We start from the raw sequence: 26,280 nt of genomic DNA on the forward strand, positions 1-26,280 counted from the left end.
GCGGCGCGCCGGGGGTCCGGATCAGACGATCTCGTCGCCGGCGGCCTGCTCGGAGTCCACGACCTCCACGCCCTCGGGGAGCGACGGCGTGGTCGGCTGCTCAGGAGCCGGCTCGGCAGGCTCCGCCGTGAGCAGGCCCTGGTTGATCTCGCGCATCGCGATCGACAGCGGCTTCTCCTGGATGCGGGTGTCCACCAGCGGCCCGACGTTCTCCAGCAGGCCCTCGTTGAGCTGGGCGTAGTACGCGTTGATCTGACGGGCACGCTTGGAGGCGTACAGCACCAGGCCGTACTTGGACTCGCTGTGCGTGAGCAGGTCATCGATCGGCGGGTCGGTGATGCCGATGGGCTGGGGCACGGTTCCGGCCATGAGTGTCACTCCAAGCAGACGTACGGACCGGTGGCGGGGGCCACCGGAAGTTCAGGGGGGAAGTCGTCGCCCAGTCTACCCGCCGCGATCAAGCAGACCGGGAGGTCGCGGGTGCGCCGTCCTGGGCTCGCACGCCCAGCAGCCGCGCCAGCTCGTCCGTGGCCCGCGTGACGTCGTCGTTGACGATCGTCACGTCGAACTCGGGCTCGGCCGCCATCTCCACCGCGGCCGTGGCCAGCCGGCGCTCGCGCTCGGCAGAGCTCTCGGTCCCCCGCCCCACGAGCCGGCGCACCAGCTCCTCGTGGCTCGGCGGGGCCAGGAACACGAACTGCGCGTCGAGGCCCGCCGCACCCATCGCGTCGCGCACCTGCCGGGCACCCTGGAGGTCGATCTCCAGCAGGGTGGGACGGCCGGCGGCCAGATGCTCGGCGACCGGGCCGCGAGGGGTGCCGTAGCGGTGGCGGCCGTGCACCACCGCCCACTCCAGCATCTCCCCCGCGGCGACCATCCGGTCGAACTCCTCGGGCTCGACGAACAGGTAGTGCACACCGTGCACCTCGCCCGGTCGTGGTGGCCGCGTCGTGGCCGAGACCGACAGCCACACCTGCGGGTAGCGGGCGCGGATGTCGGCCGAGACGGTGCCCTTGCCGACGGCCGTGGGTCCGGCCAGCACGGTCAGCCGTGCCGGCCCTCGCAGGGCGTCGTCGTCAGGAGCGGCGCCTCGGGGAGCCGGCATGCCGGCAGGTGATGCGGAAATCTCAGCCAAACCTCTCGATGAGCGCCTGGGCCTGGTGCGGCCCGAGGCCACGGACACGGCGGGTCTCGGCGATCCCGATCTCTTCCATGATCGCCCGAGCCTTCACCTTACCGACTCCGGGGAGCGACTCCAGCAACGAGACGACCTTGAGCTTGCCCACGACGTCGTCCGCCTGGCCCTGCTCGATCACCTCCCGCAGCGACCCCTGGGAGTACTTCAGACGGTTCTTGATCTCCGCCCGGACGCGTCGTGCCTCGGCCGCCTTCTCGAGGGCCGCCGCACGCTGTTCCGGGGTGAGTGGAGGAAGGGCCACGCAAGTCACCTACTCAATCGAACCGACAGGACGTACTGCTCACTCGAAAGTAGCCACGACCTGCGGCGGCGGCAATCGCTGGGGCCTCCTGCGGCGCGACGAACGCCAGATTCCACCCCGCATAGCGACTCAAACGCGGCGAACCGGGCGTGCCGTGTGACTCTTCCGACATCACCGCCGGTCAGGGCCGCGCGCGCAGCGCCGCCCGGACCTCCGCCGTCGACCGCTGCGCGGCACGCAGCAACGCCGTCGGGTCGGGACCCGCCGCAAGGACCCCGCGCGAGGACGAGGCGAGCACGTTGCGGCGCACCGCACCGAACACGTCGGCCAGCTCACGCTCCCCCGCTCCCTGGGCTCCGACGCCCGGGGCGAGCAGCGGGCCGCCGACCGCCTCGAGGTCGGCCCCGGTGCGCCGCGCCGCGTCGCCGATCGTCGCGCCGACCACCAGGCCGACAGAACCCATCGGCAGACCGGCCGACACCGCCGGGGCGTTGAGCGCCGACGCCCGGGCCGCGACGTTCGCCGCGACGCTGACCCCGTCCGGACCGACGGCGTGCTGCACCTCGTGACCCTCCGCGTTCGAGGTCAGGCACAGCACGAAGATGCCCCGGCCCGTGGCCGCCGCGAGATCCGCCGCGGGGGCCAGGGACCCGAAGCCGAGGTACGGCGAGAGCGTCACCGCGTCACCGGCGAGCGCGGAGCCGTCGGCGAGGAACGCCTCGGCGTACCCGCCCATCGTCGAGCCGATGTCACCGCGCTTGGCGTCCACGATCGTCAGCGTGCCCGCCGTCCGCGCGGCGGCGACCACCTCCTCGAGGGCGGCCACCCCCGGGGAACCGTGCCGCTCGAAGAACGCCGCCTGCGGCTTGAGCGCCGCCACGTGGCCGCCCAGCGCCTCGACGACGCGCAGGCCGAACCGACGCACGCCCTCGGCGTCGTCGGGCAGCCCCCAGTCGGCCAGCAACGACGGGTGCGGGTCGATCCCCACGCACAACGGGCCGAGCTCGTCCATCGCGGCCGCGAGCCGGGCCCCGAACGGGAGCCGCGCGGCACGCGGCACGCTCGCGGCGCTCACGCCCCGGCCCCGGCGACCGCCCCGGCGAGCCCACGGCGCACCTGCGCCGCCGCGTCGTGCTCCTGCAGGCTCGCCACGGCGAAGGGCCCGCCCCTGACCGCCTCGATGGCCTGCACCGCCGCGGCCAGCTGGTCCACCGTGGTGGCCATCGGCTTGTCCGCCGCGGTCGTGGCCGCCCGGATCTCGTAGCCGTCGGCCCGCGCGCCCTGGCCCGACGGGGAGTTGACCACGAGGTCCACCCGTCCCTCGCTGATGAGGTCGACCACCGTCGGCTCGCCGCCCGGGCCGGCACCGTCGGAGTGCTTGCGCACCGTCGTCGCCTCGATGCCGTTGCGTGCCAGCACCTGGGCCGTGCCCGCCGTCGCGAGGATCTCGAAGCCGATGTCCGCCAGGCGCTTGACCGGGAACACGATCGACCGCTTGTCGCGGTCGGCCACCGAGACGAACACCGTGCCCGACGTCGGCAGACCGCCGAACGCCGCGGCCTGCGACTTGGCGAACGCGTGCGGGAAGTCCTTGTCGAAGCCCATGACCTCGCCCGTGGAACGCATCTCCGGCCCGAGCACCGTGTCCACCACCTGCCCGTCGGCGGTCCGGAACCGCTTGAACGGCAGCACCGCCTCCTTGACCGCGAGCGGCGCACCCAGATCGAGCATGCCGCCGTCGCCCACCGCCGGCAGGATGCCCTCGGCCCGCAGGTCGGCGATCGACTCGCCCACCATGACGCGGGCGGCAGCCTTGGCCAGCGACGCCCCGGTCGCCTTCGAGACGAAGGGCACCGTCCTCGAGGCGCGCGGGTTCGCCTCGAGGACGTAGAGGACGTCCGAGACGAGCGCGTACTGGACGTTGAGCAGGCCGCGCACCCCGACGCCGCGCGCGATCGCCTCGGTGGAGCGACGGATCCGCTCGATCTCGGACTCGCTCAGCGAGACGGGAGGCAGCACGCAGGCGGAGTCGCCCGAGTGGATGCCCGCCTCCTCGATGTGCTCCATGACGCCGCCGAGGAAGAGCTCCTCGCCGTCGAACAGGGCGTCGACGTCGATCTCCATCGCGTCGTCGAGGAAGCGGTCGATGAGCAGCGGCGCGGGCAGCGTGCCCGGTGCCTTCGCCGCGGCCACCGTGGCGGCGTCCGCCAGCGCTCGCTCGACGTAGCCGGTGAGCTGCTCGGCGGAGTACACGATCTCCATCCCGCGGCCGCCGAGCACGTAGGACGGACGCACGAGGACGGGGTAGCCGATCCGCTCGGCGACCTCCTGGGCCTGTCCCAGCGACCGGGCGGTGCCGAACGCGGGTGCGGGCAGACCGGCGTCGGCCAGGACCTGGCCGAAGAGCCCACGGTCCTCGGCGGCGTCGATCGCCTCGGGCGTCGTGCCGAGGATCGGCAGGCCGGCGTCCGCGAGGCGCTGCGCCAGGCCCAGCGGCGTCTGGCCGCCGAGCTGGACGATGATGCCCTTGACCGGTCCCGCGGCAAGCTCGGCGGCGTAGACCTCCAGGACGTCCTCGAGGGTGAGCGGCTCGAAGTAGAGCCGGTCCGAGGTGTCGTAGTCCGTCGAGACCGTCTCGGGGTTGCAGTTGACCATGACGGTCTCGTACTCGTCCTTGAGCGTCAGCGCCGCGTGCACGCACGAGTAGTCGAACTCGATGCCCTGCCCGATCCGGTTCGGCCCCGAGCCCAGGATGATGACCGCCTCGCGCTCGCGCGGTGCGACCTCCGTCTCCGTGTCGTAGGACGAGTAGTGGTACGGGGTGGTGGCGGCGAACTCGGCCGCGCAGGTGTCCACCGTCTTGTACACGGGACGGACCCCGAGCCCGTGCCGTGCCTCGCGCACCGCGGCCTCGCCGCCCGGCCCCATCTTGCGCAGCTGCGCGACCTGGACGTCGGACAGCCCGTGCCGCTTGGCCCGGCGCAGCACGTCCGTCGTCAGCGTCTGCGACGCAGCGGTCTCCTCGGCCACCTCGTTCATCAGCAGGATCTGGTCGAGGAACCACGGGTCGATCTTCGTGGCGTCGAAGACCTGCTCGAGCGTGGCGTGGCCCGCGACGACGGAACGCAGCGCCTGCTGGACTCCCACGAGCCGCTGCTCGGTCGGCCGTGCGATGTCGGCGAGCAGCTCGGCCAGCGCGTCACCGGACGGCGCCTCGCCCTGCCAGTGGAAGTCGACGCCGCCCTTGTCGATGCTGCGCAGCGCCTTGCCGAGCGCCTCGGTGAAGTTGCGGCCCAGGGCCATCGCCTCGCCCACCGACTTCATCGTGGTCGTCAGCGTGTCGTCCGCGGCCGGGAACTTCTCGAACGCGAAGCGCGGCACCTTGACCACCACGTAGTCCAGGGTGGGCTCGAAGCTCGCCGGAGTGACCCCCGTGATGTCGTTCGGGATCTCGTCGAGCGTGTAGCCGATGGCCAGCTTCGCGGCGATCTTCGCGATCGGGAAGCCGGTGGCCTTGGACGCCAGGGCCGACGAGCGCGACACGCGCGGGTTCATCTCGATGACGATGACGCGCCCGGACTCGGGGTCCACCGCGAACTGGATGTTGCAGCCGCCGGTGTCGACGCCGACCTCACGGATGACGGCGATGCCGATGTCGCGCAGGTTCTGGTACTCGCGGTCGGTCAGCGTCATCGCGGGGGCGACCGTGACCGAGTCGCCCGTGTGCACGCCGACGGGGTCGACGTTCTCGATGGAGCACACCACGACGACGTTGTCGTCCTTGTCGCGCATGAGCTCGAGCTCGTACTCCTTCCAGCCGAGGATCGACTCCTCCAGGAGCACCTCGGTGGTCGGCGAGTAGTGCAGCCCCTGACCGACGATCCGGCGCAGGTCGGACTCGTCGTAGGCCAGGCCGGACCCGAGGCCGCCCATCGTGAACGACGGGCGCACGACCATCGGGTACCCGAGGTCGTCCGCCGCCACGACGGCCTCGTCGACCGTGTGGATGATCTTCGAGCGGGCCGACTCGCCGCCGCACAGCTCGACGACGCCCTTGAACTCCTCGCGGTCCTCGCCCTTGCGGATGGCCGCGATGTTGGCGCCGATCAGCTCCACGCCGTACTCGTCCAGGACGCCGGCCTCGTGCAGCTCGATCGCCGCGTTGAGGGCCGTCTGGCCGCCGAGGGTGGGCAGCAGCGCGTCGGGCCGCTCCTTGGCGATGATGGTGGTCAGGACCTCCCGGGTGATCGGTTCGACGTACGTGGCGTCGGCGAACTCGGGGTCGGTCATGATCGTGGCCGGGTTGGAGTTGACCAGGACGACCCGCAGGCCCTCCTCCCGCAGCACGCGGCAGGCCTGCGTGCCGGAGTAGTCGAACTCGCAGGCCTGGCCGATGACGATCGGGCCGGACCCGATGACCAGGACGGAGGTCAGGTCGGAACGGCGGGGCATCAGTTCTCCTTGTCGCCGGAGCCGCCGGCCAGCAGCGCGAGGGCGCTGGCAGGCACGGTCACGGGCTCGCGGGTGGTCATGAGCTCGACGAAACGGTCGAACAGGTAGGCGCTGTCGTGCGGTCCGGCAGCGGCCTCCGGGTGGTACTGCACCGAGAAGGCCGGCAGGTCGAGCGCGGTGAGTCCCTCGACCACCTGGTCGTTGAGACCCACGTGGGACACGATCACGCGGCCGTACCGGGCTCCTTCGGCGCCCTGGTCGTCTCGCTCCAGGTCGTAGGGCGCGGTGCTCACCGCGTCCAGCGGGGCGTCGACGGCGAACCCGTGGTTCTGGGCGGTCACCTCCACCTTGGCGGTGGTCCGGTCCATCACGGGCTGGTTGATGCCACGGTGACCGTAGCCGAGCTTGTAGGTGCCGTAGCCCAGCGCCCGGCCGAAGAGCTGGTTGCCGAAGCAGATGCCGAAGAACGGGATCCGCCGGTCGAGGACCTGGCGCAGGAGGTCGATCTCGGCGGTCGCCGCCGACGGGTCGCCCGGGCCGTTCGAGAAGAACACGCCGACCGGGCTCCCGGCAGGCAGCAGCGCCTCCACCTCGGCGATGGTGATCGACTGCGGCACCACGTGCACGCGCACGCCGCGCTCAGCCAGCCGCGCCGGTGTCATCGACTTCATCCCCAGGTCGACGGCCACGACGGTCGCGACCGCGTCCGACCCCTCGGGCAGGCCGCGTGGCTCCACCGTGTAGGCCTCGGGGGTCGTGACCTCGCGGGCGAGGTCTGCGCCCGCCATCGGCGGCGCGTCCTGCACCTGCGCGACGAGGTCGTCGACGGCACGCTCGACGCCGTCGCGCAGCAGGTCGTCGCCGGAGAAGATCCCGGCGCGCATCACGCCGCGCTCGCGCAGGTGACGGGTCACGAACCGGGTGTCGACCTCGGCGATCCCGACGACACCCTGCTCGGCGAGCTCGTCGGCCAGGTCGCCGCGCGAGCGCCAGCTCGAGGTGCGTCGTGCCGGGTCGCGCAGGACGTAGCCCGCGACCCAGATCCGGTGGGACTCGGGGTCGTCGTCGTTCACACCGGTGTTGCCCACGTGCGGGGCCGTCATCACGACGATCTGGCGGTGGTACGACGGGTCGGTCAGCGTCTCCTGGTAGCCGGTCATCCCGGTGGAGAAGACGATCTCGCCGACGGTGGTGCCGCGTGCGCCGTAGGCGACGCCGCGGGCGACCGTGCCGTCCTCGAGGACGAGGACCGCCGGGTCGGTGCTGGTGCTGGAGGTCACTTCGTGTCCTTCGTGCTCGGGGTGGACGGGGTGATGAGGGAGCTGGCCGCCTCGACGAGCCGCGCCCTGTCGGCCGTGTAGCGCGGACGCAGCCCGGTGTCGAGCAGCGTCGCGTCGGTCTCGCCGTCGGACGGCACGGACCAGGTCAGGACGACCAGCCCGTCACCGCCGACGTACTTGCCGGCCATGCCGGGGGCGGTGCCGACGTCGAAGAGCGTGGCCGCCGGGACGAGCAGCGGCGGGTTGCCGTCGCGGTCGACGACGATGCCGCCGTCGAGGACCGTCACCTCGGCCGCGCTGCGGTCGCCGAGACCGTGGGTCCCCACGCGGGCGAGCCAGTCGCCCGCCAGGGTGCTGGAGACGTAGGTCGCCTCGAGGGGGCCGAGCCGGAGCGCGCCGAGCGCGCCGTCCGCACCAGGCACCTCGGGAGGCCTCGGCACGAGGTGCCTCGTGCGCGCGGCGATCCGGCGCCGACCGGTCAGCACGAGCAGCAGCAGCGCCAGGCCGAGCACGATCCAGATCCCGACCGCCACGGGCATCGGCAGGTTCATCGCGCACCCACCACGTCGGCGTCGACCGGTGCCCCGTCGAGCACGGTGGCCCGTCCCCGCAGGAAGGTGGCCACGACCCGGCCGGGCAGCTCGCGCCCACGGAACGGGGTGTTGCCGCTGGCGGTCGCCTGCTCGGCGCCGTCGACCGTGCGCGTCGCCGCCGGGTCGACGAGGGTGAGGTTGGCGGGCTCGCCGACCGCGATCGGCCGTCCCTGCGTGGCCTCGACCCGGCCGATGCGGGCAGGGTTGGCGGAGAGCACCCGGGCGACGTCCGCCCAGGTCAGCCGGCCCGTGTCCACCATGGTCTGCTGGACCACGCTCAGCGCGGTCTCCAGACCGGTCATGCCGAACGCCGCGGCGCCCCACTCGCAGTCCTTGTCCTCGCGCGTGTGGGGTGCGTGGTCGGTCGCCACGATGTCGATCGTGCCGTCGGCCAGGCCCTGTCGCACCGCCTCGACGTCGGCCGCCGTTCGCAGCGGGGGGTTGACTTTGAAGGTGGGGTCGTAGGTGCGGGCCAGCTCGTCGGTGAGGACCAGGTGGTGCGGCGTGACCTCTGCCGTGACGTCGATCCCGCGTGACTTCGCCCACCGGATGATCTCGACCGAGCCGGCCGTGGACAGGTGGCACACGTGCAGGCGGGAGCCGACGTGCTCGGCGAGGAGCACGTCACGGGCGATGATCGCCTCCTCGGCGACGGCGGGCCAGCCGGTCAGGCCGACCTGGGAGGAGACGACCCCCTCGTTCATCTGGGCACCCTCGGTGAGCCGGGGTTCCTGGGCGTGCTGCGCCACCACGCCGTCGAACGCCTTGACGTACTCCAGCGCCCGGCGCATCAGGACCGGGTCGTGCACGCACTTGCCGTCGTCGGAGAAGACGCGGACGCGCGCCGCGGAGTCCGCCATGGCCCCCAGCTCGGCCAGCCGCACGCCGTCGAGACCGACGGTCACGGCACCGACCGGGTGGACGTCGGCCCAGCCGGCCTGCTCGCCGAGGCGGTGCACCTGCTCGACGACGCCGGCGGTGTCCGCGACCGGGGAGGTGTTGGCCATCGCGTGCACCGCGGTGAAGCCCCCGACGGCGGCCGCCCGGGTCCCCGAGGCCACCGTCTCGGCGTCCTCGCGCCCCGGCTCACGCAGGTGGGTGTGCAGGTCGACGAGCCCGGGAAGGAGGACGTGGTCGACGGCGTCGACCACCGTCGCACCCTGGACCGTGGCGGTGCCCGCCGCGGTGATCTCGGTGACGACACCGTCGGCCAGGACGACGTCGACCGCGTCTCCGTCGAGGGGACGCGCGCCCCGCAGGACGTACGTGGTGGGGTCGGTGCTCACAGGTCGTTCCCTTCTGCCGAGCTGTCGCCGGCCATCAGCAGGTAGAGGGCCGCCATGCGCACGGCGATGCCGTTGGCGACCTGCTCGACGATCACGGCCTTGTCGGAGTCGGCGGCCTCGGCCGAGATCTCCAGGCCACGGTTCATCGGACCGGGGTGCATGACGATGGCGTGGTCGGCGAGCCGCGCCAGCCGGCGTGCGTCCAGGCCGTAGTAGCGGCTGTACTCCAGCGGGCTGGGGAAGAACGACCCGGAGCCGCCGGACATCCGTTCACGCTGGACCCGCAGCATCATCACCGCGTCGGGGCGCCACTCGTCGAGGGTGGCGTCGAGGTCGTACGAGGTGCGGCACGGCCAGGCCCCGACCCCGACGGGCACCAGCGTGGGCGGGGCGACGAGCGTCACCTCGGCACCGAGGGTGCGCAGCAGCGCGACGTTGGCACGCGCCACCCGCGAGTGGAGCACGTCCCCCACGATGGCGACCCGCAGGCCCGAGAGGTCCGCGCCGACCCCGTCACCGCCGTCGCCCGCCAGGCCCGAGCCGCGTGCCGCGAGGTGGCGGCGGATCGTGTAGGCGTCCAGCAGCGCCTGGGTGGGATGCATGTGCATGCCGTCGCCCGCGTTGAGCACCGCGGCGTCGAGCCAGCCGGCGTGCGCCAGCTGGTAGGGCGCGCCGGACGCCCAGTGGCGCACGACGACGGCGTCGGCACCCATCGCGTGCAGCGTCAGCGCGGTGTCCTTGAGCGACTCGCCCTTGGACACGCTGGAGCCCTTGGCGGAGAAGTTGATGACGTCGGCGCTCAGCCGCTTGGCGGCCGTCTCGAACGAGATGCGCGTGCGGGTGGAGTCCTCGAAGAAGAGGTTGACGACGGTCCGTCCCCGCAGCGTGGGCAGCTTCTTGATCTCCCGCGACTGGGTCGCGGCCATCTGGGCCGCGGTGTCGAGGAGCCCGACGGCCTCCTCCTTGGACAGGTCCGCGGTGGACAGCAGGTGCTTCATCGCGCCGACTCCTTGCCCGCCGCGTCGTCCCGGCCGGCGATCACCACGGCGTCTGCGACGTCGTCGACCTCGGCGAGGCGTACTCGCACGCGCTCGTTCTGGGCGGTCGGCAGGTTCTTGCCGACGAAGTCGGGACGGATCGGGACCTCGCGGTGGCCGCGGTCGACGAGGCAGGCGAGCCGCACCGCCCGCGGCCGGCCGAGGTCGCCGAGCGCGTCGAGGGCGGCACGGATGGTGCGTCCGGAGAAGAGCACGTCGTCCACGAGCACGACCGTCCTGTTCTCGATGCCTGCCGCAGGAAGGCGCGTGACGCCGACGGCACGGGTGGGCTGGCGTCGCAGGTCGTCGCGGTACATCGTGACGTCCAGCTCGCCGACGCGGGCGTCGACGTCGAAGGCCGGGTCGATCTGGGCGAGCCGCTCGGCCAGTCGCCGGGCGAGGGTCACGCCGCGGGTCGGGATGCCGAGGAGGACGAGGTCGTCCACCCCTCGGGCCCGCTCGACGATCTCGTGGGCGATGCGGGTCAGCGCGCGGGCGACGTCGCTCGCGCCGAGGACGGTCGTACCGTCCGGGTCAGAGTCTGCGGGCAGGGCAGGACCAGAGCTCAACGGGACTCCTTCTCCGCCTCACAGGACGGTGTTAAAGGGGGTCTGTCCCGCTCACTGTAACCCGCTGGTCCGGGGACGAGGCAGCCGACGACCAGCATGTGGTCGTCGGCTGCGTCACACCGGCGTCCCCGGCACGCCGAGCTCCGCGCCCGTCAGGCGAGCAGGGTCGGCTTGATCTCGAGGAGGCGCCCCAGGAGGCCGTTGACGAAGGCCGGAGAGTCGTCGGTCGACAGCTCGTGGGCCAGGTCCACGGCCTCGTCCACCGCGACGGCGTCCGGGATGTCGTCGTTGAAGATCAGCTCGAACGTCCCCACCCGCAGCAGCGCGCGGTCGACCGCTGGCATCCGGGCGATCGTCCACCCGCGCGAGTAGGTCTCGAGCAGCTCGTCGATGCGCTCCCGGTGCGCGACGACACCCTCAACGAGGTCGACGGTGTACTGCGGCACCGAGGCTTCGGCGTGCGGCTCGAGGACGCGGTCCTGCAGCAGCACGAGCGGGTCGACACCCCGTGCCTCCGACTCGAAGAGGATGTCGGCGGCCCGCTTGCGGGCCTTGGTGCGGGAGGCCATGTCAGTCGTTCACACGGCCGAGGTACGAACCGTCACGGGTGTCGACCTTGACCTTGGTGCCCTGGTCGAGGAACAGCGGCACCTGGATCTCCGCGCCCGTCTCGAGGGTCGCCGGCTTGGTGCCGCCCGTGGAACGGTCGCCCTGGAGCCCCGGCTCGGTGTAGGTGATCTCGAGCACGACGGACGACGGCAGCTCGACGTAGAGGGGCTGGCCCTCGTTCGACGCGATCATGATGCTCATGCCCTCGAGCATGTAGTCCTTGGCGTCACCGACGGTGGCGGCCGGCACCATGATCTGGTCGTAGGTGTCGGTGTCCATGAACACGAAGTCGGTGCCGTCCATGTACAGGTACTGGAAGTCGCGACGGTCGACGTTCGCCGTCTCGACCTTGGTGCCCGCGTTGAACGTCTTGTCGACGACCTTGCCCGAGAGCACGTTCTTCATCTTGGTCCGGACGAACGCGCCCCCCTTGCCCGGCTTGACGTGCTGGAACTCGAGGATCGACCACAGCTGCCCGTCGATGCGCAGCACGGTGCCGTTCTTGATGTCGTTGGAGGTAGCCACGTTCTTGTCTGTCCTCGGCGGTGTCTCGGGGTCAGGCGGTGAGCCTGTCGGAAAAGCGTGCGGCGCCCACGATAGGCCCGGAACATCCTACAGCGCGCCGACGACTGCGTGCCCGGCCAGCCCGAGTGCCGCCGCCCACACCAGGGACGCGAGGGTGCCGACGACGAAACGCTCGCCCGCGACGGGGTGCTCGCGCAGCTCCGGCAACCGGCCCAGCGCCTTGACTGCCACGACCACCGCGACGCCCTCGGGATAGCCGGCCAGGATCGTCCCGGTGATGGAGAACCGTTCCAGCAGGCCGAGCCAGGTGCCGTTGCCCAGCACGGCCAGCGCCTCGGCCCGTGCCGTCTGTCCGGACTCGGCGTGCCGGAGCACCAGCGGGACGAGCCATGCGCCGAGCCCCACGCTCAGGGCCAGCACGGCTGCCGAGATGCCCGCGATCGCCAGGCCAGTCGCCACCAGTCACTCCTCGTCGTCGTGCGGTCCGTCCGGACGGTCGTCCACGGCGGTCGCTGCGGCGTCCGCCGCCCGCAGCAGGCGCCCGGCGAGCGGCCTCGACGCCAGCTCCTCGGCCCACAGTGCGGTCCGCAGCCGTTGACTGACGGCCTGCTCGCTCACACCGAGCCGCGCGGCGGTCGCCCGTTGCGGGGCATCCACCCCTTCGTGCTCGGCGAGCGTATCGACGGCCTCCCACCCGGCGTCGGACCGACGCGCCGCTACGGCACCCAGGAGCCGCAGCAGCGCCTGGGCGTCCCTCGCGATGGTGGCCGCGGGCTCGTCCTGGGGGCCGACGACGGCGATCGGCGCCGAGCTGCCCCGACCTTTCGCGTCCTCGACGGCCGCGCGGGCCCGGACGAACGCGGGCCCGGCGGCGGCACGGGAGCTCGTGGGCAGGGGCTCGTCCACCCCGCCGACGCCGACGCCGACCGACCAGCCACCGTCGCGCAGGAGGTCGGCGATCAGACCTACCGCCACCCGCGCGCCGTCGTCGTCGGCCGCGAGGACGCCCTGGACCTCGTCGCCGACCGTCCGCTCGAAGGGCAGGACGAGGGCGGCATCTGCACCACGGTCGGCAGAGATCCTCGCCCGCAGGCGCTCGAGGAGGGCGGGCACGAGGTCCCCGCGCGTGGTGCTCGCCTTCTGGTCGACGGTAAGGACGATCATTCATTAAGGCTACACCCTTGATTGGCATCTATCAAGGGTCGAGGCTTGATCAGCGCCGCTCTAGCCCCTGACCTTGTGTGAAACCGCACTCAGGGCGAGACGGTACGAGTCGAAACCGAACCCTGCCACGGTCCCCGTCGCGATGCCCGCGACGACGGAGTAATGCCGGAAGGACTCGCGCGACGCCGGGTTCGACAGGTGGACCTCGACGAGAACGAGCCCCGAGGTGGTCACCTGCGCGGCGGCGTCACGCAAGGCGTAGCTGTAGTGGGTAAAGGCTGCAGGGTTGAGCACAACGTTGGAGCGGATGTCCACGGCCTCGTGCAACCAGCCCACCAGGGTCGACTCGTCGTCGGTCTGGCGCACCTGGACGGCGAGGTCCAGGTCGCTCCCCCAGTGCGCCGCCTCCCGCTCCAGGTCGGCCATGGACGCGTGGCCGTAGATCTCCGGCTCTCGCACCCCGAGGCGCCCGAGGTTGGGACCGTTGAGGATCATCACGCGCGCCGCGCGGCCGTCGACTGTCATGGGCGTGAGCGTACTCACCCCCGTGCCGTGACGGCTCGCGCCGACACACCGGCTTCCCCCTTGACCTCAAGCCCGCTCGAGGTCCGACGCTGGTGAGCGCCGGTGACGAGGAGGCCGATGAGAACTCGCCGCCCGCGCGGTCCTCCTGACCGGAACCGCCTGCTCGCTCCCACCCACCTGGAGACACCATGACCAGCACCCCGCCCCCGTCCGCGCTGCGCGCCGCCCTCGACGGCACCGCCACCGTCCTGACCCCGGAGGCCGACGCGTTCGAGGCAGCGCACCAGATCCGGCTCGGCGGGGTCGACGCCGTGCCGACCGCCGTCGTGCGCCCCACCGACACCACCGGCGTGGCCCGCACCGTCCGGTTCGCCGCCGAGAACGGGCTCGAGCTCGCGGTCCGCTCCGGCGGGCACTCCGCCCTCGGCCGCGGCCGGCAGCACGGCGCGCTGGTCCTCGACGTCCGTGGCCTCGACACGGTCCGGATCGACCACGACGCCGGCACGGCGACCGCCGGGGGCGGGACCACGGCCGGCGCCTACACGGCGGCGACGGCCGCGCACGGCCTGGTCACGCCGTTCGGCGACACCGGGACGGTCGGCGTCGCCGGCATCACGCTGGGCGGCGGCGTCGGCTTCCTGTCCCGCCGGCTCGGCATGACGATCGACTCCTTGCGGGCCGCACAGGTCGTCACGGCCGACGGCGAGGTCCGGCTCGCCTCCCCTGATTCGAACCCGGAGCTGTTCTGGGGGATCCGGGGCGGTGGCGGGAACCTCGGAGTCGTCACCGAGCTGACGTTCGACGTCCACGAGCTCGGTACCGTCGTCGGCGGTCCCCTGATCCTGCCGGGGACGCCGGCCTCCGTGGCGGGAGCGGTCTCCCTGCTGCGGGCGGCTCCCCGCGAGCTGGCGGCCATCGTCATGGTCATGGTGGCGCCGCCGATGCCGTTCCTGCCCGCCGAGGTCCACGGCCGGCTCATCGCCATGGTGAACCTGTGCTGGTCGGGCGACGTCGACGAGGCGGAGGCGGCCGTCGCGCCCCTGCGCGCGCTCGGCGACCAAGAGGGTGGCGTGCTCGCCGACCTGGTGGCCCCCGGCCCGTACCCAGGGCTGCTGGTCGGTCCGGAGGGCCCGCCCCTGGCGATGCACAACAGCTCCTTCTTCGCCGACGACCTCGACGAGTCGCGTGCCGCCGAGCTCCTGGCCGCCCTGGAGTCGAGCACCGCCATGATGCGGGCGGTGCAGCTACGGGTGCTCGGCGGAGCCGTCGCCGACGTCCCAGCCGACGCCACCGCGTTCGCCCACCGCGACGCCGCGATCACCGGCGTCGTGGCCGCGGCCGATCGGACGGCCGCCGCGGTGGCCGAGCACCGCGGGTGGGCGTCCGATCTCGCCGACCGGCTGCGCGCGGGCCGGCCGGGCGCCTACGTCAACTTCGTGCCGGACGGCGACCCGGCACGGCTCGCGGACGCCTACCCCGGAGCCACCGGCCGCCGGCTGGCGGCGCTCAAGGCGACGTACGACCCGCACAACCTCTTCAGGGGCAACCTCAACGTCGAGCCCGTTCAGGCTTCCTGAGCCGTCGTCGACCCGGTCGCCGTCGGCCCCAGTGCACCGACTGCCTCCTCGGCGGTGACGAGGTCGGCCATCGTCACGCAGCGGCCGGGCGCGACGTCCACGACGCGCTCGGCGGCCAGCGCGGTGAGCAGGCCGGTGGCCCGCGACTGCCCGGACCCGACCGCGGCCAGCTGCCGACCGTCCCTCCGGACGGTCGCCTGGAGACTCCAGGCGTCCGAGCCGATCGGCGGCGCTCCGCCGATGAGTCGCCTCCCCCGCCCGAGCCCGCCGACGATCGCCACGGCTGCGGTCGCCGTGGCACTGGAGAACGTCAGCCACGACCGGACGACGAGATCGTCCCTCAGCACGTGGTCGGCCAGATCCGCGCGCAGGTGGGTGCGACGTCGCCCGTCGGGCCCGACGATGCGTCGCCGCTCGTGCAGGTTGCGCACGTGCCCGCCCTCGGGCGGCGCGTGCAGCGCGGTGCCGACGAGGCCCTCCGTCCACGCCACCGCGGCCGCCCCGTGCTTCTCCCCGGATCCCAGCATCACGGCCAGGTCGACCTCGTCGCCGCGGCGCGCTCCCGTCGCGGAGATCAGGACCGTGGACAGTCCTGGCACGAGCCCGGCACCGAGCACCGCGGACACGCCAGCAGGAACCGCCGCACGGAGGCCGACGAGATACGAGCTGGACGCGCTGATGTCCACCAGGGCCGCGCCTCCCAGCACCCCGGCGATCCGAGCGTCCTCGATGCCCGAGGCGTTGACCACCACGTCGTGCCCGGCAGCGGCACGGCCGAGCTGGTCCCGGCCGTCGCTCGCCGTCAGGTCGACGAGAGCGCCGCCGTCGGCCCCCGACCGGCCCGCTGGGGTGACGTCGTGCCCGACCGACCGCAGCGCGTCCACGACATGTCGCCCGACCGCGCCACGGGCGCCCACGACCAGTGCTCTCACGATCATCTCCAAACGTTCAGTTGGAACGCGACCATATCCCAACCGATCGGTTGGAGTCTAGGATGTGCACATGCCCTGGGACACCGCCCGCACCCGCGAGCGCCTGCTGGACGCGGGCAGCAGACAGTTCGCCGCTACCGGGTTCGCCGGCACGTCGGTCGCCGACATCGGCCGCGACTCGGGGGTGAACAAGGAACGCCTGTACGCCTACTTCGGCAGCAAGCGGAAGTTCTTCGACCAGGTGCTGGCCCACCGGCTCGACGGGCTGCTCGACGACCTCGAGGTCCCGGGTACCGGGCCGGAAGCGGTCGGCGCGTGGGCCGGGCTCCTGTGGGACCGCTACGTCGCCGACCCGGACGTCGCCCGCCTGCTCGCCTGGGAGGGTCTCGAGCTCGACGGACCCGCCGCCGCCGCGCACCGGACGTCGGCGTGCGCCGACGTCACGAGGCGTCTGCAGGACGCCCTGCCCACCGCCGACGAGAAGGCCGCCCGCCACCTCCTGCTGTCGGTGATCACCCTGGTCACCGGCGCATGGACGCTGGCGGGCCTCACGGCGCTCGTCACACCCGACGACGACAGGGACGACAGGCGCGCCGCCACGGTCCGTCACGCCGTCGTCCTGGCGCGGGCCGTTCAGGCTCCCTGAGCCGTCCAGCCCGTCCACCGGTCGACGTGCACCCTGACCACCGGGCCGGTGGGGCGGCGCTCGCGGTACGGCGGGTAGCGGCCCGAGAGCGCGTCCAGCGCGATCTCGCGGGCCGGGCCGTCGTGCTCGACCGAGGCGGGCCCGTCCGCACGGACCCACCACAGGCGCGCCCAGTCCTCGTCGTAGGCGTCGACCAGCAGCGCGGCCCGGGGGTTCGCGGCGAGGTTGCGCAGCCGCCGCAGGTCGGTGGTGGACTTGGGCTTGTGGTCGACGGCGGACACGAGCTGCGTGCCGTCCTGGCCACCGAGCAGGGCGAAGGTGACCGGGACCAGGTGCGGAGCGCCGTCCGCGTCGGCCGTGGCGAGCACGGCGCGCCGTGCCCCGGCGAACCGGCGACGGCACTCGGCGACGTCGAGGGCGGGCACCGCCGCTACGCCCGCATCGCGTCGATCTCGTCCCGTCGCAGCCGCACGAGCCGGTCGATCACCGCGTCGGGCAGCGGGCGGTCCAGCGGGAAGCCGATCGAGCCCTTGGTGACGTGGAAGCCTTCGAGGTCGGCGACCACCGCCTCGATCACGGGCGGGCTGAACGGGTAGACGCCGATGTGCTTCTTCGTCCGCATCACGCTGATCAGCGGGCTGTCCCGGTACCGGAGGGCGGGCATGCCGTAGCCGGCCCCCTCCTGGGCCTGCGGCACGATCGTGCGGGCCCGGTCGAGCACCCGCCGTACGGCCGACGCCTCCGGCTCCTCGAGGGACTCGACGTACTCGCTCACCTGGCCCATGCCTCCATCCTGAGCCACCGTGGCCGTCCGCGCCGGTCCGGGGTGCCCGTCCCTCAGGCCTCGGCCGGGTCGGTGACGACCAGCATGAGCACCAGGCCCGCCAGGATGACGGCCACGATGGCCAGCACGCCCCAGATCGTGGCGCCGGTCAGCGCGATGACGAGGCCCCACAGCGCCGGTGTCAGGAACGACACCGCGCGACCCGTCGTCGCGTACAGGCCGAAGATCTCCGACTCCTGGCCGGCGGGGGTCAGCCGGGCGAGGAAAGACCGTGAGGCCGTCTGCGCCGGTCCGACGAAGCAGGTCAGGGCCAGCCCGGCGACCCAGAAGACGATCCCGCCCAGCGTGTGCAGCGCCACGACGACGATGCCGCAGGTCACCAGCGCGGCGAGCGACCAGACGATCACCCGGCGGGCGCCGAGGCGGTCGTCGAGGCGCCCGGCGACGATCGTGCTGGCCCCCGCCAGCAGGTTCGCCACGATGCCGAACGCGATCACCTGGTCGGGTGCGAAGCCGAACGACACGGCCGCCACGATCGCCCCGAAGGTGAAGACACCGGCCAGCCCGTCGCGGTAGACCGCGCTGGCGAGCAGGAACCAGAACGTGGTGCGCGACGTCCGGAACAGCGCGACGACGTCGTGCCACAGCTCGACGTACCCGGCGAAGAAGCCCACCCTGGGGCGGTCGCCCGCGGGCGGGGCCTCCGGGACGTTCCGGAACAGGGGCCAGGCGAAGGCGACGGCCCACACCCCGCAGCCGACGGCGATCGCCCGGTAGCCGAGCCCGTCGTCGGTCGGCATGCCGAAGAAGTCGAATGCCTGGGCGACGACGACCACCAGCAGCGCGACGATGCCGCCCACGTAGCCGAGACCCCAGCCGAGACCGGAGACCCTGCCGACGGTCCGCGGTGTGGAGACCTGGGTGAGCATGGCGTTGTAGTTCACGCCGGCGATCTCGCTGGCCACGCTGCCCAAGGAGATCAGCGCGGCGCCGAGGACGAAGTAGGCGGGGTCGGCACGGACGAACCCGAGCCCGAACATGCACACGACCAGAAGGATCGTGCCCGCGCCCAGCCAGGCCTTGCGCCGTCCCGTGACGTCGGCCCGGCGGCCGAGCACCGGGGCGAGCAGCGCGACGAGCACCCCGCCCACGGCGATCCAGGCACCCAGCGCGCTCGTCAGGCCCGCGAGCGCCCGGGTGTACTCCGGGGCGTCCGAGCCGAGTGCGACGACCGCGGGGTCGAGGAACGACTCGCCCGTGAGGTAGAGCGCGGTGAAGACGAAGGTGAGCACCACCGTGTTGAAGGGTTGCGTGGCCCAGTCCCACAGTGCCCACGACCGCACCCGGCGGCGGCGCTCGGCCGGGGGCAGCGCGTCGACGGGGTGCGAGGAGTCGTGGTCCGACGGCTTCGTCGGCGGGGCGTCGCTCATGGGCGCCGAGTCTGCCGCATCCGGGTGAACGGCGGGTAGCGCCGCGCGGTCGGTCCCGTCGCAGGGCGCCGGGCCGCGATGTCGGCGTACGGTACCCACGTGCCAGCGCTGCCCGACGTCCCGCCGCCCGACGAGCTCGCCTGGGAGCCCGACCCGCTGCTCGACGGCTTCGTGTCCGCTCCTCTCGGCCCCGCGACGCTCGTGCGGCGTGCCGGGCGCCCGTCCGCGCCGCGCGGTGCCGTGCTGCACGTGCACGGGTACAACGACTACTTCTTCCAGGACCACCTGGCGGACGCCCTGCACGAGGCGGGGTACGCCTTCTACGCGGTGGACCTGCGGCGCGCCGGGCGCTCGCTGCTGCGCCCGGCCGACGACGCCGGTGCCGAGGCGGGGATCCCACCGCACTTCACGACGTCGCTGCAGGAGCTCGGGGGCGACCTCGACGCGGCGCTCGCCCGGGTGCACGCCGCCGAGCCAGGGCTGCGCGTGGCCGTGCACGCGCACTCCACCGGTGCGCTGACCACGTCGATGTGGTCGCACGCGCGCGGTGCGAACGGCCCCGACGCCGTCGTGCTGAACTCGCCCTTCCTGGACCTGGCCGGCTCGTGGCTTTCCCGGCAGGTGAACACCGGCGTGCTGGGAGTGCTGGGCAGGCTGCGCCCCCTGGCGGTCGTGAGCACCCACCCCTCGGTCTACGCCACGTACCAGCACGTGGACAACGGGGGCCGGTGGTGGTTCGACACCGACCTGAAGAAGCCCGAGGGGCAGCCCGTCCGTGCCGCGTGGCTGCGGGCCGTGCGGCGCGCCCAGCTGCGCCTGGCCCGGGGTCTCGACATCCCCGGCCCGGTCCTGGTGGCGCGGGCCGCGTCCTCCGGCCCGGACAGCCCCGACAACCCGGGCCTCGACCGGCAGGACACGGTGCTCGACACCCGGCAGATCGCCCGGCTCGCGCCGCGGCTCGGCCCCGACGTCACCCAGGTCGTCGTCGACGGCGGCGTGCACGATCTGACGCTCTCGGCGGACGGCCCGCGCCAGGAGTACCTCGGGACCCTCGTGCGCTTCCTCGACGATCGGCTGCCGGCGGTGGCCGCATGACCGGCGCGTCGCCCTCGGGGCACCCGTACTTCGGGCGGCCCGGGCCCACCGGCCGTCCACCGGTCGCGGCGCTGGCGCACCGCGGCTTCTCGCACGGGCACGCGAACCTGGAGAACTCGATGGCGGCCTTCGCGGCGGCCATCGACCTCGGCTACCGGTACGTGGAGACCGACGCCCACGGCACGCGCGACGGCGTCGCGGTCGCCCTGCACGACGAGTCCCTGGACCGCACCACCGACGGTTCCGGCCTGGTGGCCGACCTGCCGTGGGACGAGGTCCGCCGGGCGCGGATCGGTGGCACGGAGCCGGTGCCGCTGCTGACCGACGTGCTGGGCACCTGGCCCGGGCTGCGCGTCAACATCGACATCAAGGGCGACTCGGGCATCGAACCGGTCGTGGCGGCGATCGAGGCGACGGCGAGCCACGACCGCGTGTGCGTCACGTCCTTCTCGCCGCGCCGCCGTCGGGCCGCGCTGGATCGCTTGTCCCGGCCTGTGGCCACCAGCGCGGGGCGCGGTGAGGTGATCGGGTTCCTGGTGGGCGCCCGGGCGGGGCTCCGCCCGGTGGTGGGACGCGCGCTGCGGCGGGTGGACGCCCTGCAGGTGCCGGTGGTCGAGGACCGCGTGACCGTCGTCGACGCGCGGACCGTGGCCGCGGCGCACCGGGCGGGGCGGGCCGTGCACGTCTGGACGGTCAACGAGCCGGCCGAGATGCACCGGCTGCTCGACCTGGGGGTGGACGGGCTGGTCACCGACCGTGCCGACCTGCTGCGCGACGTGCTCCGCGCCCGCGGCCAGTGGTGACCGCGCCGCGCACGGGTCAGGCGCCGAGCTGGACCGGGACCCCCGCGTTGCCCGACGGCGGCTCCTTCGAGATCTCCGCGTAGGCGGCGGCGAGCACCGTCGGGTCCGGCCCTTCGAGGCGGACCGGTCGGCCGACGTCGTCCAGGACGACGAAGCGCAGCAGGTCGCCGCGGGCCTTCTTGTCGCGGCGCATCGCCGCGAGGAGCTGGTCCCAGCGGTCTCCGCGGTAGGTGGTGGGCAGGCCGACGGCGGTGAGGATCTCCCGGTGCCGCTCGACGACGGCGTCGTCCAGCTTGCCACCGAGCCGGCCGAGCTCGGCCGCGAAGACCATGCCGACGGCCACGGCGGCGCCGTGCCGCAGCTGGTAGCGCTCGACCAGCTCGATCGCGTGCCCGAGCGTGTGGCCGTAGTTGAGGATCTCCCGCAGCCCCTGCTCGGTGAGGTCCTCGGACACCACCCGGGCCTTGACCCGCACCGAGCGCTCGATGAGCTCGGTCAGCACGGCCCAGGTCTCCTCGGTCGCGTCGGCGCCCGCCCACTCCCGCAGTCCGTCAGCGTGCTCGGCGACCAGCTCCAGGATGCGCTCATCGGCGATGAAGCCGGTCTTGATCACCTCGGCCAGGCCGGCTACCAGGTCCCAGCGGTCGAGCGACTCCAGGGCTGCCAGGTCGCACAGCACGCCGGCCGGCGGGTGGAAGGCGCCCACGAGGTTCTTGCCCTCGGCCGTGTTGATCCCGGTCTTGCCGCCCACCGCGGCGTCGACCATGGCGAGCAGCGTGGTCGGCACGTGCACCACCGTGATGCCGCGCAGCCAGGTGGCCGCCACGAACCCGGCAAGGTCCGTCGTCGCGCCGCCGCCCACCGCCACGATCGCGTCGGAACGCGTGAAGTCGGCCTGTCCCATGACCTGCCAGCAGAAGGCGGCCACCTGCGCCGTCTTCTGCTCCTCGGCGTCGGGCAGCTCCGCGGCGAACGCCTCGTAGCCCTGGGCGACCAGGTCCTCGCGGACCGCCTCCCCGGTGGCCTCCAGCGAGGCGGGGTGCATGACCAGCACCCGGCGCACGTCCGGGCCCAGGAGTCCGGGAAGCTCCCCGAGGAGGTGCCGTCCGACCACGACGTCGTAGTGCCTGTCGCCGTTCACCGTCACGCGGACCGTCATGCCTGTACCTCCTGGTGGATCGTCTCGGCCATCTCGTGCGCTGAGCGCCCGTCCGAGTGCACGCGCAGCGTGGCCAGCCGTTCGTAGGTGGGGCGGCGGGCCTCCATGAGCTCGGCCCAGCGCGCCCGGGGGTTGCCGACGAGGAGCGGCCGGGCCTGGTTGAACCCCACGCGCGGAGCAGCCTGGGCGAGCGACACGTCCAGGAAGACGACGACGCCGCCGCCCGCCGCGTAGCCGGCCAGCGCGCTCTGGGTGTGGGAGTCCATCACCGCGCCACCGCCGAGAGCCAGCACGCCCGGGTGCATGGCGAGCGCCGTCGTGACGGCCTCGCGTTCCAGCGCGCGGAAGTGCGGCTCGCCATCCTCGACGAAGATGTCCGCGACACTCTTGCCCGCCTGCTCCTCGACGTCGGCGTCGGTGTCCCGGAACCCCGTGGACAGCCGCCGGGCGAGAATGGTGCCGACCGTTGTCTTGCCACTGCCGGGCGGGCCGATCAGGACCAGGCGTGGCTGTGCCTCCGTCATCGCAGCAGCTCCGGGATGGACGCGAGGTAGGCCTCGGCGTTGCGCCGGACCTCGGCCACCGAGTCGCCGCCGAACTTCTCCAGCGCGGCCTGCGCCAGCTCGAGCGCCACCATCGCCTCGGCGACGACGGCGGCCGGCGGCACGGCGCAGACGTCCGAGCGCTGGTGGTGGGCCGTCACGGCCTCGCCGGTGGCGACGTCGACGGTGGCCAGGGCACGCGGCACGGTGGAGATCGGCTTCATGGCCGCCGAGACGCGCACCACCTCGCCGTTGGACATGCCGCCCTCGATGCCGCCCGCCCGGTTGGAGCGACGCCGGATCCGGCCGTCGGCGTCGCGCTCGATCTCGTCGTGCGCCGCCGAGCCGCGACGCTGCGCCGTCCGGAACCCGTCACCGACCGCGACACCCTTGATCGCCTGGATGCCCATGAGCGTGGCGGCCAGGCGCGCGTCGAGACGGCGGTCGGAGTGGGCGTAGGTCCCGAGCCCGGTGGGTACGCCGTAGGCGAGCACCTCCACGACCCCGCCGAGCGTGTCACCGTCCTTGCGGCACGCGTCGATCTCCGCGACCATCGCCTCGCTCGTCGCGGCATGGAAGCAGCGCACCGGGTCGGCGTCGAGCGCCGCGACGTCCTCGGGCGTCGGCAGGTCGGCGTCCTCGGGGACCTCGACGGGACCGATGGACGTCACGTGGCTGACCAGGCGGACGCCGAGCGCCTGCTCCAGGAACTTCGCCGCAGCCACGCCGAGCGCCACCCGCGTGGCCGTCTCGCGGGCGCTGGCGCGCTCCAGCACGGGGCGGGCGTCGTCGAACCCGTACTTGCGCATGCCCACCAGATCGGCGTGACCGGGACGGGGGCGGGTCAGCGGACGGTTGCGGGCGATCTCGCGCTCATCACCGGTACCGGCGTCGACCTTGAGCGCCTCCGGCGGGACCGGGTCGGCGGACATCACCTCGACCCACTTGGGCCACTCGGTGTTGCCCACCTCGATCGCGAGCGGGCCGCCCTGCGTGACGCCGTGGCGCAGGCCGCCCAGGACGCGCACGGCGTCCTGCTCGAACTTCATCCGCGCGCCACGGCCGTAGCCGAGGCGGCGGCGGGCCAGAGCGTCCTGGATGTCGGAGGTGACGAGCACCACCCCCGCGGGCAGACCCTCCATCACTCCCACCAGGGCCTGACCGTGCGACTCTCCCGAGGTCAACCAGCGCAGCATGGTCGCGATTCTTTCACGCCCGTCCCGGGCTCCGGGACGCGTGGCCGGATGCCGGACGTCGCGCCGGACGGTCCCGTCAGACGGCCTCGGCGGTCAGCGCGCCCTGCAGGGCAGCGTCCATCGCGGCCACAGGGCCGGGACGTCCGGTCATGAGGCGGACCTGCTCGACGGCCTGGTGCAGCAGCATGCGCTCGCCGCCGACGACGGTCCCGCCGGGCGCGGCCCATGCCTGTGAGAGCGCGGTGGGTCGCGGATCGTAGACGACGTCCAGCAGCACGCCGGCCGGGCGGTCGCCGCGCAGGCGCAACGTGTCCGCCACGGGGTCGGCGGCGTGCGCGGGCATGGTGGCGACGACGACGTCGGCGCGGGCCAGGGCTGCCGGCGCGGCGACGGGCTCGAGCACCTCGAAACGGGGCGTGACACCCATGCGCTCCGCCGCCTCCTGCAGCCCGGAGGCCCGGGCCAGGCTGCGCACGAGCACGAGCGGGGTGGTGCAGCCGAGCTCGCCGAGCGCGGCCAGCGTCGAGGCGGCGGTCGCTCCCCCACCGAGCACGACGGCGTCGCGCACCGGCGTACGCCGGGTGCCGTGCCGCTCTGCCAGCCCCTCACGGATCGCCTCGACGAGCCCGTGGACGTCCGTGTTGGTCCCGGTCAGCGTGATGCCGCCCTGCGACGGGCCGACCAGGACGGTGTTGACGGCACCGACCGCCCGAGCCAGCGGGTCGACGTGGTCGACCATGTCCATCACGGCGTGCTTGAGCGGCATGGTCACGCTGAGGCCCGCCCAGCTGAGGTCGAGTTTCTGCACGACGTCCGGCAGGCGCTCGACCGTCGTGTCGACGGCCGTGTACTCCCAACCTTCCAGACCGAGGGCGTCGTAGGCGGCGGTGTGCAACACCGGGGACAGGGAGTGGCCCACGGGGTGGCCGATGACGGCCGCGCGTCGGGTCGCGGTCATCGTCAGTTGTTCTCCGCCTGCCAGGCTTGATACTCGGACTTGAACTGCTCGAACTCGGAATAGTTGTCCGTGAACTTCGTCTCGCCAGTGTTCAAGTTCACGGTGACGTACCAAATCCAACCACCTTCGGGCGGATCGATGACCGCCTCGACCGAAGCCACGCCAGGATTGCTGATCGGCGTCGGCGGAAGACCGACCTGCTGACGAGATGCGTAGGGAAAGTCGCTGTCGTTGAACTCCGACACGGTGATCTGGTCCGCGGGCTTCTGGCGTCCGTAGGCGTCGACGGCGTCCATGCCAAGCGGTGACCCTCGGTCGAGGCGGTTCTCGATCACTCGCGCTACCTCACCCCGGTATCCGTCAGGTGCTTCCTTCTCGACGATGGACGCCTTGGTCAGCACGTCCTGCCGGTCATCCTTGTCGACCCCCAGCGAGTCCAGCTCGGCCTTGGTCTGGTCGATCATCGTCGACAGCAGGTCGGTGACCTCGTCGTCGGGCTGCACGTTGTAGGTCTTGGGGAACAGCCAGCCCTCGGCGTTGCCGTCGGCCGCCTTGGGCAGCCCGATGGCCTTCGGGTCGGCCAGCGCCTCCTCGATCGCCTCGCGCGAGAACTCCGTGATCGACGCGACGCGGTCGACAACCTGCTCGACGGTGTAACCCTCGGGGATCGTGACCTCGGTCTCGACCTTCTCGTTCGTCAACAGGGCCTCGACGGCACCCGAGGCGCTCATCTGCGTGTGGAGCTCGTAGGTGCCCGGTTGGATACCCGCGGCGCCCGGCGCCGACTCGAAGGCGTCGTTGAAGGCGCCGACGCTGGCGACGACGTCCGCCTCGGCGAGCACCTGTCCCATCTGCGACCCGGTCGCCCCCTCGGGGATGACGACTTGCACCGGGTCCGCGCCAGGACCCTCGTAGTCCTCCGGCGCACCGTTGAACAGCGCCAAGTCGAAGCCGTCCAGCGAGCTGCTGAGCCGGTCCCAGAAGATGTAGCCGCCGGCTCCCAGGAGGCCGAGCAGGACCACCATGATGACGGCGGTGCGCTGCTGGCGACGGCGCCTGCGCTTGCGTGCGGCACGCTTGCTCGCGGAGGAGCGGGCCCGCGACGGGGGTGCCGTCGGGCGCTGTGCCGTCGAGGGCTCGAAGAGGTCCGTCACGCCGGAATCATCCTTCGGGTCGTCCGTGCAGTGGTCACCTGTCGCTCACGCATCGACGTGCTCGCCAGCCCGGTCCGCCGTGGTCCGCTCCACATCGAGTGCATGTTGCAGAATGATAACGGCTGCGGCCTGATCAATCACGGGTCTGTGCTGGGAAGTTTTCTTTCCTGCCGCCCGCAGGTGGGCGTGAGCCGTCACCGTGGTCATTCTCTCATCCACCAGGTGGACGGGGACAGGATCGATCGCGCGGGCGAGTCGCGCGGCGAAGCCTCGGGCGTCCGCCGTCGCCGCACCCTCGTGGCCGGACAGGTGCCGCGGGAGCCCGACGTAGACGACCGCCGCGAACCTCTCGGACACCTCGTGCGCGATCCGGGCGATGTCGGGGGTGACAGCCGAGCCACCATCCGCTGTCGTCGGCACCTTCAGCACGCGCGGGACCGTCTCCACCGGGGTGGCAATCAGACCGTCGGGATCGGAGCCGGCCAGGCCGATGCGGGCCTTGCCGACATCCACACCGAGCCGGGC

29 protein-coding genes are annotated in these 26,280 nt (G+C 72.8%); 4 read left to right on the forward strand and 25 right to left on the reverse strand.

Annotated elements, in window-relative coordinates:
- Nucleotides 1-21: 21 nt before the first annotated feature.
- The 15 genes from rpoZ to ACWAT2_RS01155 all read right to left on the reverse strand — a co-directional run bounded on the left by rpoZ (nt 22) and on the right by ACWAT2_RS01155 (nt 13,479).
- Nucleotides 22-357, reverse strand: coding sequence for a DNA-directed RNA polymerase subunit omega (gene rpoZ / locus ACWAT2_RS01085; RefSeq protein WP_402371771.1), 336 nt, complete (start codon nt 355-357; stop codon nt 22-24).
- Between the two features lie 100 nt (nt 358-457).
- On the reverse strand, nt 458-1,105 hold the full coding sequence (gene gmk, locus ACWAT2_RS01090) for a guanylate kinase (protein ID WP_402371769.1): 648 nt from the start codon (nt 1,103-1,105) through the stop codon (nt 458-460).
- Between the two features lie 22 nt (nt 1,106-1,127).
- A complete protein-coding gene (gene mihF, locus ACWAT2_RS01095) occupies nt 1,128-1,439 on the reverse strand; it encodes an integration host factor, actinobacterial type (RefSeq protein WP_402371768.1) in 312 nt (103 codons plus the stop codon).
- Nucleotides 1,440-1,620: 181 nt separating this feature from the next.
- Entirely contained in the window at nt 1,621-2,514 is an 894-nt protein-coding gene (gene pyrF / locus ACWAT2_RS01100) for an orotidine-5'-phosphate decarboxylase (protein WP_402371767.1), read from the reverse strand.
- A complete protein-coding gene (carB, locus tag ACWAT2_RS01105) occupies nt 2,511-5,891 on the reverse strand; it encodes a carbamoyl-phosphate synthase large subunit (RefSeq protein WP_402371766.1) in 3,381 nt (1,126 codons plus the stop codon). The genes pyrF and carB overlap by 4 nt, the downstream gene beginning before the upstream one ends.
- Nucleotides 5,891-7,171: a glutamine-hydrolyzing carbamoyl-phosphate synthase small subunit gene (gene carA, locus ACWAT2_RS01110; protein ID WP_402371764.1), complete on the reverse strand. Its 1,281-nt coding sequence runs from the start codon at nt 7,169-7,171 to the stop codon at nt 5,891-5,893. Before carA ends, carB begins: the two co-directional genes overlap by 1 nt.
- The gene (locus ACWAT2_RS01115) at nt 7,168-7,722 is read right to left on the reverse strand and encodes a PH-like domain-containing protein (protein WP_402371763.1); all 555 of its coding nucleotides are present in this window, start codon (nt 7,720-7,722) and stop codon (nt 7,168-7,170) included. Before ACWAT2_RS01115 ends, carA begins: the two co-directional genes overlap by 4 nt.
- Complete coding sequence (locus ACWAT2_RS01120) at nt 7,719-9,050, reverse strand: dihydroorotase (RefSeq protein ID WP_402371762.1); 1,332 nt, start codon at nt 9,048-9,050, stop codon at nt 7,719-7,721. Before ACWAT2_RS01120 ends, ACWAT2_RS01115 begins: the two co-directional genes overlap by 4 nt.
- The gene (locus ACWAT2_RS01125) at nt 9,047-10,048 is read right to left on the reverse strand and encodes an aspartate carbamoyltransferase catalytic subunit (protein ID WP_402371761.1); all 1,002 of its coding nucleotides are present in this window, start codon (nt 10,046-10,048) and stop codon (nt 9,047-9,049) included. Before ACWAT2_RS01125 ends, ACWAT2_RS01120 begins: the two co-directional genes overlap by 4 nt.
- Nucleotides 10,045-10,656, reverse strand: a complete 612-nt coding sequence (gene pyrR / locus ACWAT2_RS01130; RefSeq protein ID WP_402371760.1) for a bifunctional pyr operon transcriptional regulator/uracil phosphoribosyltransferase PyrR — start codon at nt 10,654-10,656, stop codon at nt 10,045-10,047. Before pyrR ends, ACWAT2_RS01125 begins: the two co-directional genes overlap by 4 nt.
- Nucleotides 10,657-10,808: 152 nt before the next feature.
- Complete coding sequence (nusB, locus tag ACWAT2_RS01135) at nt 10,809-11,225, reverse strand: transcription antitermination factor NusB (RefSeq protein ID WP_402371758.1); 417 nt, start codon at nt 11,223-11,225, stop codon at nt 10,809-10,811.
- A 1-nt stretch (nt 11,226) separates the two neighbouring features.
- The gene (gene efp / locus ACWAT2_RS01140; RefSeq protein WP_402371756.1) at nt 11,227-11,790 is read right to left on the reverse strand and encodes an elongation factor P; all 564 of its coding nucleotides are present in this window, start codon (nt 11,788-11,790) and stop codon (nt 11,227-11,229) included.
- An 87-nt stretch (nt 11,791-11,877) separates the two neighbouring features.
- Complete coding sequence (locus ACWAT2_RS01145) at nt 11,878-12,249, reverse strand: hypothetical protein (RefSeq protein ID WP_402371754.1); 372 nt, start codon at nt 12,247-12,249, stop codon at nt 11,878-11,880.
- Nucleotides 12,250-12,252: 3 nt separating this feature from the next.
- A complete protein-coding gene (locus tag ACWAT2_RS01150) occupies nt 12,253-12,954 on the reverse strand; it encodes a hypothetical protein (RefSeq protein ID WP_402371753.1) in 702 nt (233 codons plus the stop codon).
- 60 nt (nt 12,955-13,014) lie between these two features.
- The gene (locus ACWAT2_RS01155) at nt 13,015-13,479 is read right to left on the reverse strand and encodes a type II 3-dehydroquinate dehydratase (RefSeq protein WP_402371751.1); all 465 of its coding nucleotides are present in this window, start codon (nt 13,477-13,479) and stop codon (nt 13,015-13,017) included.
- Nucleotides 13,480-13,667: 188 nt separating this feature from the next.
- Here ACWAT2_RS01155 and ACWAT2_RS01160 point away from each other — a divergent pair, with 188 nt between their 5' ends.
- Nucleotides 13,668-15,056, forward strand: a complete 1,389-nt coding sequence (locus ACWAT2_RS01160) for an FAD-binding oxidoreductase (RefSeq protein ID WP_402371750.1) — start codon at nt 13,668-13,670, stop codon at nt 15,054-15,056.
- Here ACWAT2_RS01160 and ACWAT2_RS01165 read toward each other — a convergent pair.
- Nucleotides 15,044-15,994, reverse strand: coding sequence for an SDR family oxidoreductase (locus ACWAT2_RS01165; RefSeq protein WP_480048361.1), 951 nt, complete (start codon nt 15,992-15,994; stop codon nt 15,044-15,046). The genes ACWAT2_RS01160 and ACWAT2_RS01165 overlap by 13 nt on opposite strands.
- Nucleotides 15,995-16,058: 64 nt before the next feature.
- Between ACWAT2_RS01165 and ACWAT2_RS01170 the strand changes: the two genes are divergently transcribed.
- Complete coding sequence (locus ACWAT2_RS01170) at nt 16,059-16,634, forward strand: TetR/AcrR family transcriptional regulator (RefSeq protein ID WP_402371748.1); 576 nt, start codon at nt 16,059-16,061, stop codon at nt 16,632-16,634.
- Here the strand turns inward: ACWAT2_RS01170 and ACWAT2_RS01175 are convergent.
- From ACWAT2_RS01175 to ACWAT2_RS01185, 3 genes are read right to left on the reverse strand one after another with little or no spacing between them, the layout of a single operon-like run.
- Nucleotides 16,622-17,059, reverse strand: coding sequence for a TIGR03668 family PPOX class F420-dependent oxidoreductase (locus tag ACWAT2_RS01175; RefSeq protein WP_402371747.1), 438 nt, complete (start codon nt 17,057-17,059; stop codon nt 16,622-16,624). The two genes, ACWAT2_RS01170 and ACWAT2_RS01175, sit on opposite strands and share 13 nt — an antisense overlap.
- 5 nt (nt 17,060-17,064) lie before the next feature.
- Complete coding sequence (locus ACWAT2_RS01180) at nt 17,065-17,418, reverse strand: iron chaperone (protein ID WP_402371746.1); 354 nt, start codon at nt 17,416-17,418, stop codon at nt 17,065-17,067.
- A gap of 53 nt (nt 17,419-17,471) precedes the next feature.
- Entirely contained in the window at nt 17,472-18,848 is a 1,377-nt protein-coding gene (locus ACWAT2_RS01185) for an MFS transporter (protein WP_402371744.1), read from the reverse strand.
- Between the two features lie 99 nt (nt 18,849-18,947).
- Between ACWAT2_RS01185 and ACWAT2_RS01190 the strand changes: the two genes are divergently transcribed.
- Together ACWAT2_RS01190 and ACWAT2_RS01195 are read left to right on the forward strand one after the other, a co-directional pair.
- Nucleotides 18,948-19,943: an alpha/beta hydrolase gene (locus ACWAT2_RS01190; protein ID WP_402371743.1), complete on the forward strand. Its 996-nt coding sequence runs from the start codon at nt 18,948-18,950 to the stop codon at nt 19,941-19,943.
- Nucleotides 19,940-20,746, forward strand: a complete 807-nt coding sequence (locus ACWAT2_RS01195) for a glycerophosphodiester phosphodiesterase family protein (RefSeq protein WP_402371742.1) — start codon at nt 19,940-19,942, stop codon at nt 20,744-20,746. The genes ACWAT2_RS01190 and ACWAT2_RS01195 overlap by 4 nt, the downstream gene beginning before the upstream one ends.
- Before the next feature lie 16 nt (nt 20,747-20,762).
- Here ACWAT2_RS01195 and aroB read toward each other — a convergent pair whose 3' ends face one another.
- The 6 genes from aroB to ruvX form a co-directional block, all read right to left on the reverse strand.
- Entirely contained in the window at nt 20,763-21,905 is a 1,143-nt protein-coding gene (gene aroB, locus ACWAT2_RS01200; protein WP_402371741.1) for a 3-dehydroquinate synthase, read from the reverse strand.
- Nucleotides 21,902-22,429: a shikimate kinase gene (locus ACWAT2_RS01205; RefSeq protein WP_402371740.1), complete on the reverse strand. Its 528-nt coding sequence runs from the start codon at nt 22,427-22,429 to the stop codon at nt 21,902-21,904. Before ACWAT2_RS01205 ends, aroB begins: the two co-directional genes overlap by 4 nt.
- Nucleotides 22,426-23,643, reverse strand: a complete 1,218-nt coding sequence (gene aroC / locus ACWAT2_RS01210; protein ID WP_402371739.1) for a chorismate synthase — start codon at nt 23,641-23,643, stop codon at nt 22,426-22,428. Before aroC ends, ACWAT2_RS01205 begins: the two co-directional genes overlap by 4 nt.
- Nucleotides 23,644-23,719: 76 nt before the next feature.
- A complete protein-coding gene (locus ACWAT2_RS01215; protein WP_402371737.1) occupies nt 23,720-24,601 on the reverse strand; it encodes a shikimate dehydrogenase in 882 nt (293 codons plus the stop codon).
- A gap of 2 nt (nt 24,602-24,603) precedes the next feature.
- Entirely contained in the window at nt 24,604-25,755 is a 1,152-nt protein-coding gene (gene mltG / locus ACWAT2_RS01220) for an endolytic transglycosylase MltG (protein WP_402371735.1), read from the reverse strand.
- 45 nt (nt 25,756-25,800) lie between these two features.
- Complete coding sequence (gene ruvX / locus ACWAT2_RS01225) at nt 25,801-26,268, reverse strand: Holliday junction resolvase RuvX (RefSeq protein WP_402371733.1); 468 nt, start codon at nt 26,266-26,268, stop codon at nt 25,801-25,803.
- Nucleotides 26,269-26,280: the final 12 nt, after the last annotated feature.

The organism is Isoptericola sp. GX10416, from assembly GCF_056590155.1.

Bases quoted from the DNA above. Each gene is read 5' to 3' on its own strand.
- gmk (WP_402371769.1), bottom strand. From the start codon at position 1,105: ATGCCGGCTCCCCGAGGCGCCGCTCCTGACGACGACGCCCTGCGAGGG.
- carB (WP_402371766.1), bottom strand. From the start codon at position 5,891: ATGCCCCGCCGTTCCGACCTGACCTCCGTCCTGGTCATCGGGTCCGGC.
- ACWAT2_RS01115 (WP_402371763.1), bottom strand. From the start codon at position 7,722: ATGAACCTGCCGATGCCCGTGGCGGTCGGGATCTGGATCGTGCTCGGC.
- ACWAT2_RS01125 (WP_402371761.1), bottom strand. From the start codon at position 10,048: ATGAAGCACCTGCTGTCCACCGCGGACCTGTCCAAGGAGGAGGCCGTC.
- nusB (WP_402371758.1), bottom strand. From the start codon at position 11,225: ATGGCCTCCCGCACCAAGGCCCGCAAGCGGGCCGCCGACATCCTCTTC.
- ACWAT2_RS01150 (WP_402371753.1), bottom strand. From the start codon at position 12,954: ATGATCGTCCTTACCGTCGACCAGAAGGCGAGCACCACGCGCGGGGAC.
- ACWAT2_RS01155 (WP_402371751.1), bottom strand. From the start codon at position 13,479: ATGACAGTCGACGGCCGCGCGGCGCGCGTGATGATCCTCAACGGTCCC.
- ACWAT2_RS01160 (WP_402371750.1), top strand. From the start codon at position 13,668: ATGACCAGCACCCCGCCCCCGTCCGCGCTGCGCGCCGCCCTCGACGGC.
- ACWAT2_RS01165 (WP_480048361.1), bottom strand. From the start codon at position 15,994: ATGATCGTGAGAGCACTGGTCGTGGGCGCCCGTGGCGCGGTCGGGCGA.
- ACWAT2_RS01170 (WP_402371748.1), top strand. From the start codon at position 16,059: ATGCCCTGGGACACCGCCCGCACCCGCGAGCGCCTGCTGGACGCGGGC.
- ACWAT2_RS01180 (WP_402371746.1), bottom strand. From the start codon at position 17,418: ATGGGCCAGGTGAGCGAGTACGTCGAGTCCCTCGAGGAGCCGGAGGCG.
- ACWAT2_RS01185 (WP_402371744.1), bottom strand. From the start codon at position 18,848: ATGAGCGACGCCCCGCCGACGAAGCCGTCGGACCACGACTCCTCGCAC.
- ACWAT2_RS01195 (WP_402371742.1), top strand. From the start codon at position 19,940: ATGACCGGCGCGTCGCCCTCGGGGCACCCGTACTTCGGGCGGCCCGGG.
- aroB (WP_402371741.1), bottom strand. From the start codon at position 21,905: ATGACGGTCCGCGTGACGGTGAACGGCGACAGGCACTACGACGTCGTG.
- ACWAT2_RS01205 (WP_402371740.1), bottom strand. From the start codon at position 22,429: ATGACGGAGGCACAGCCACGCCTGGTCCTGATCGGCCCGCCCGGCAGT.
- aroC (WP_402371739.1), bottom strand. From the start codon at position 23,643: ATGCTGCGCTGGTTGACCTCGGGAGAGTCGCACGGTCAGGCCCTGGTG.
- ACWAT2_RS01215 (WP_402371737.1), bottom strand. From the start codon at position 24,601: ATGACCGCGACCCGACGCGCGGCCGTCATCGGCCACCCCGTGGGCCAC.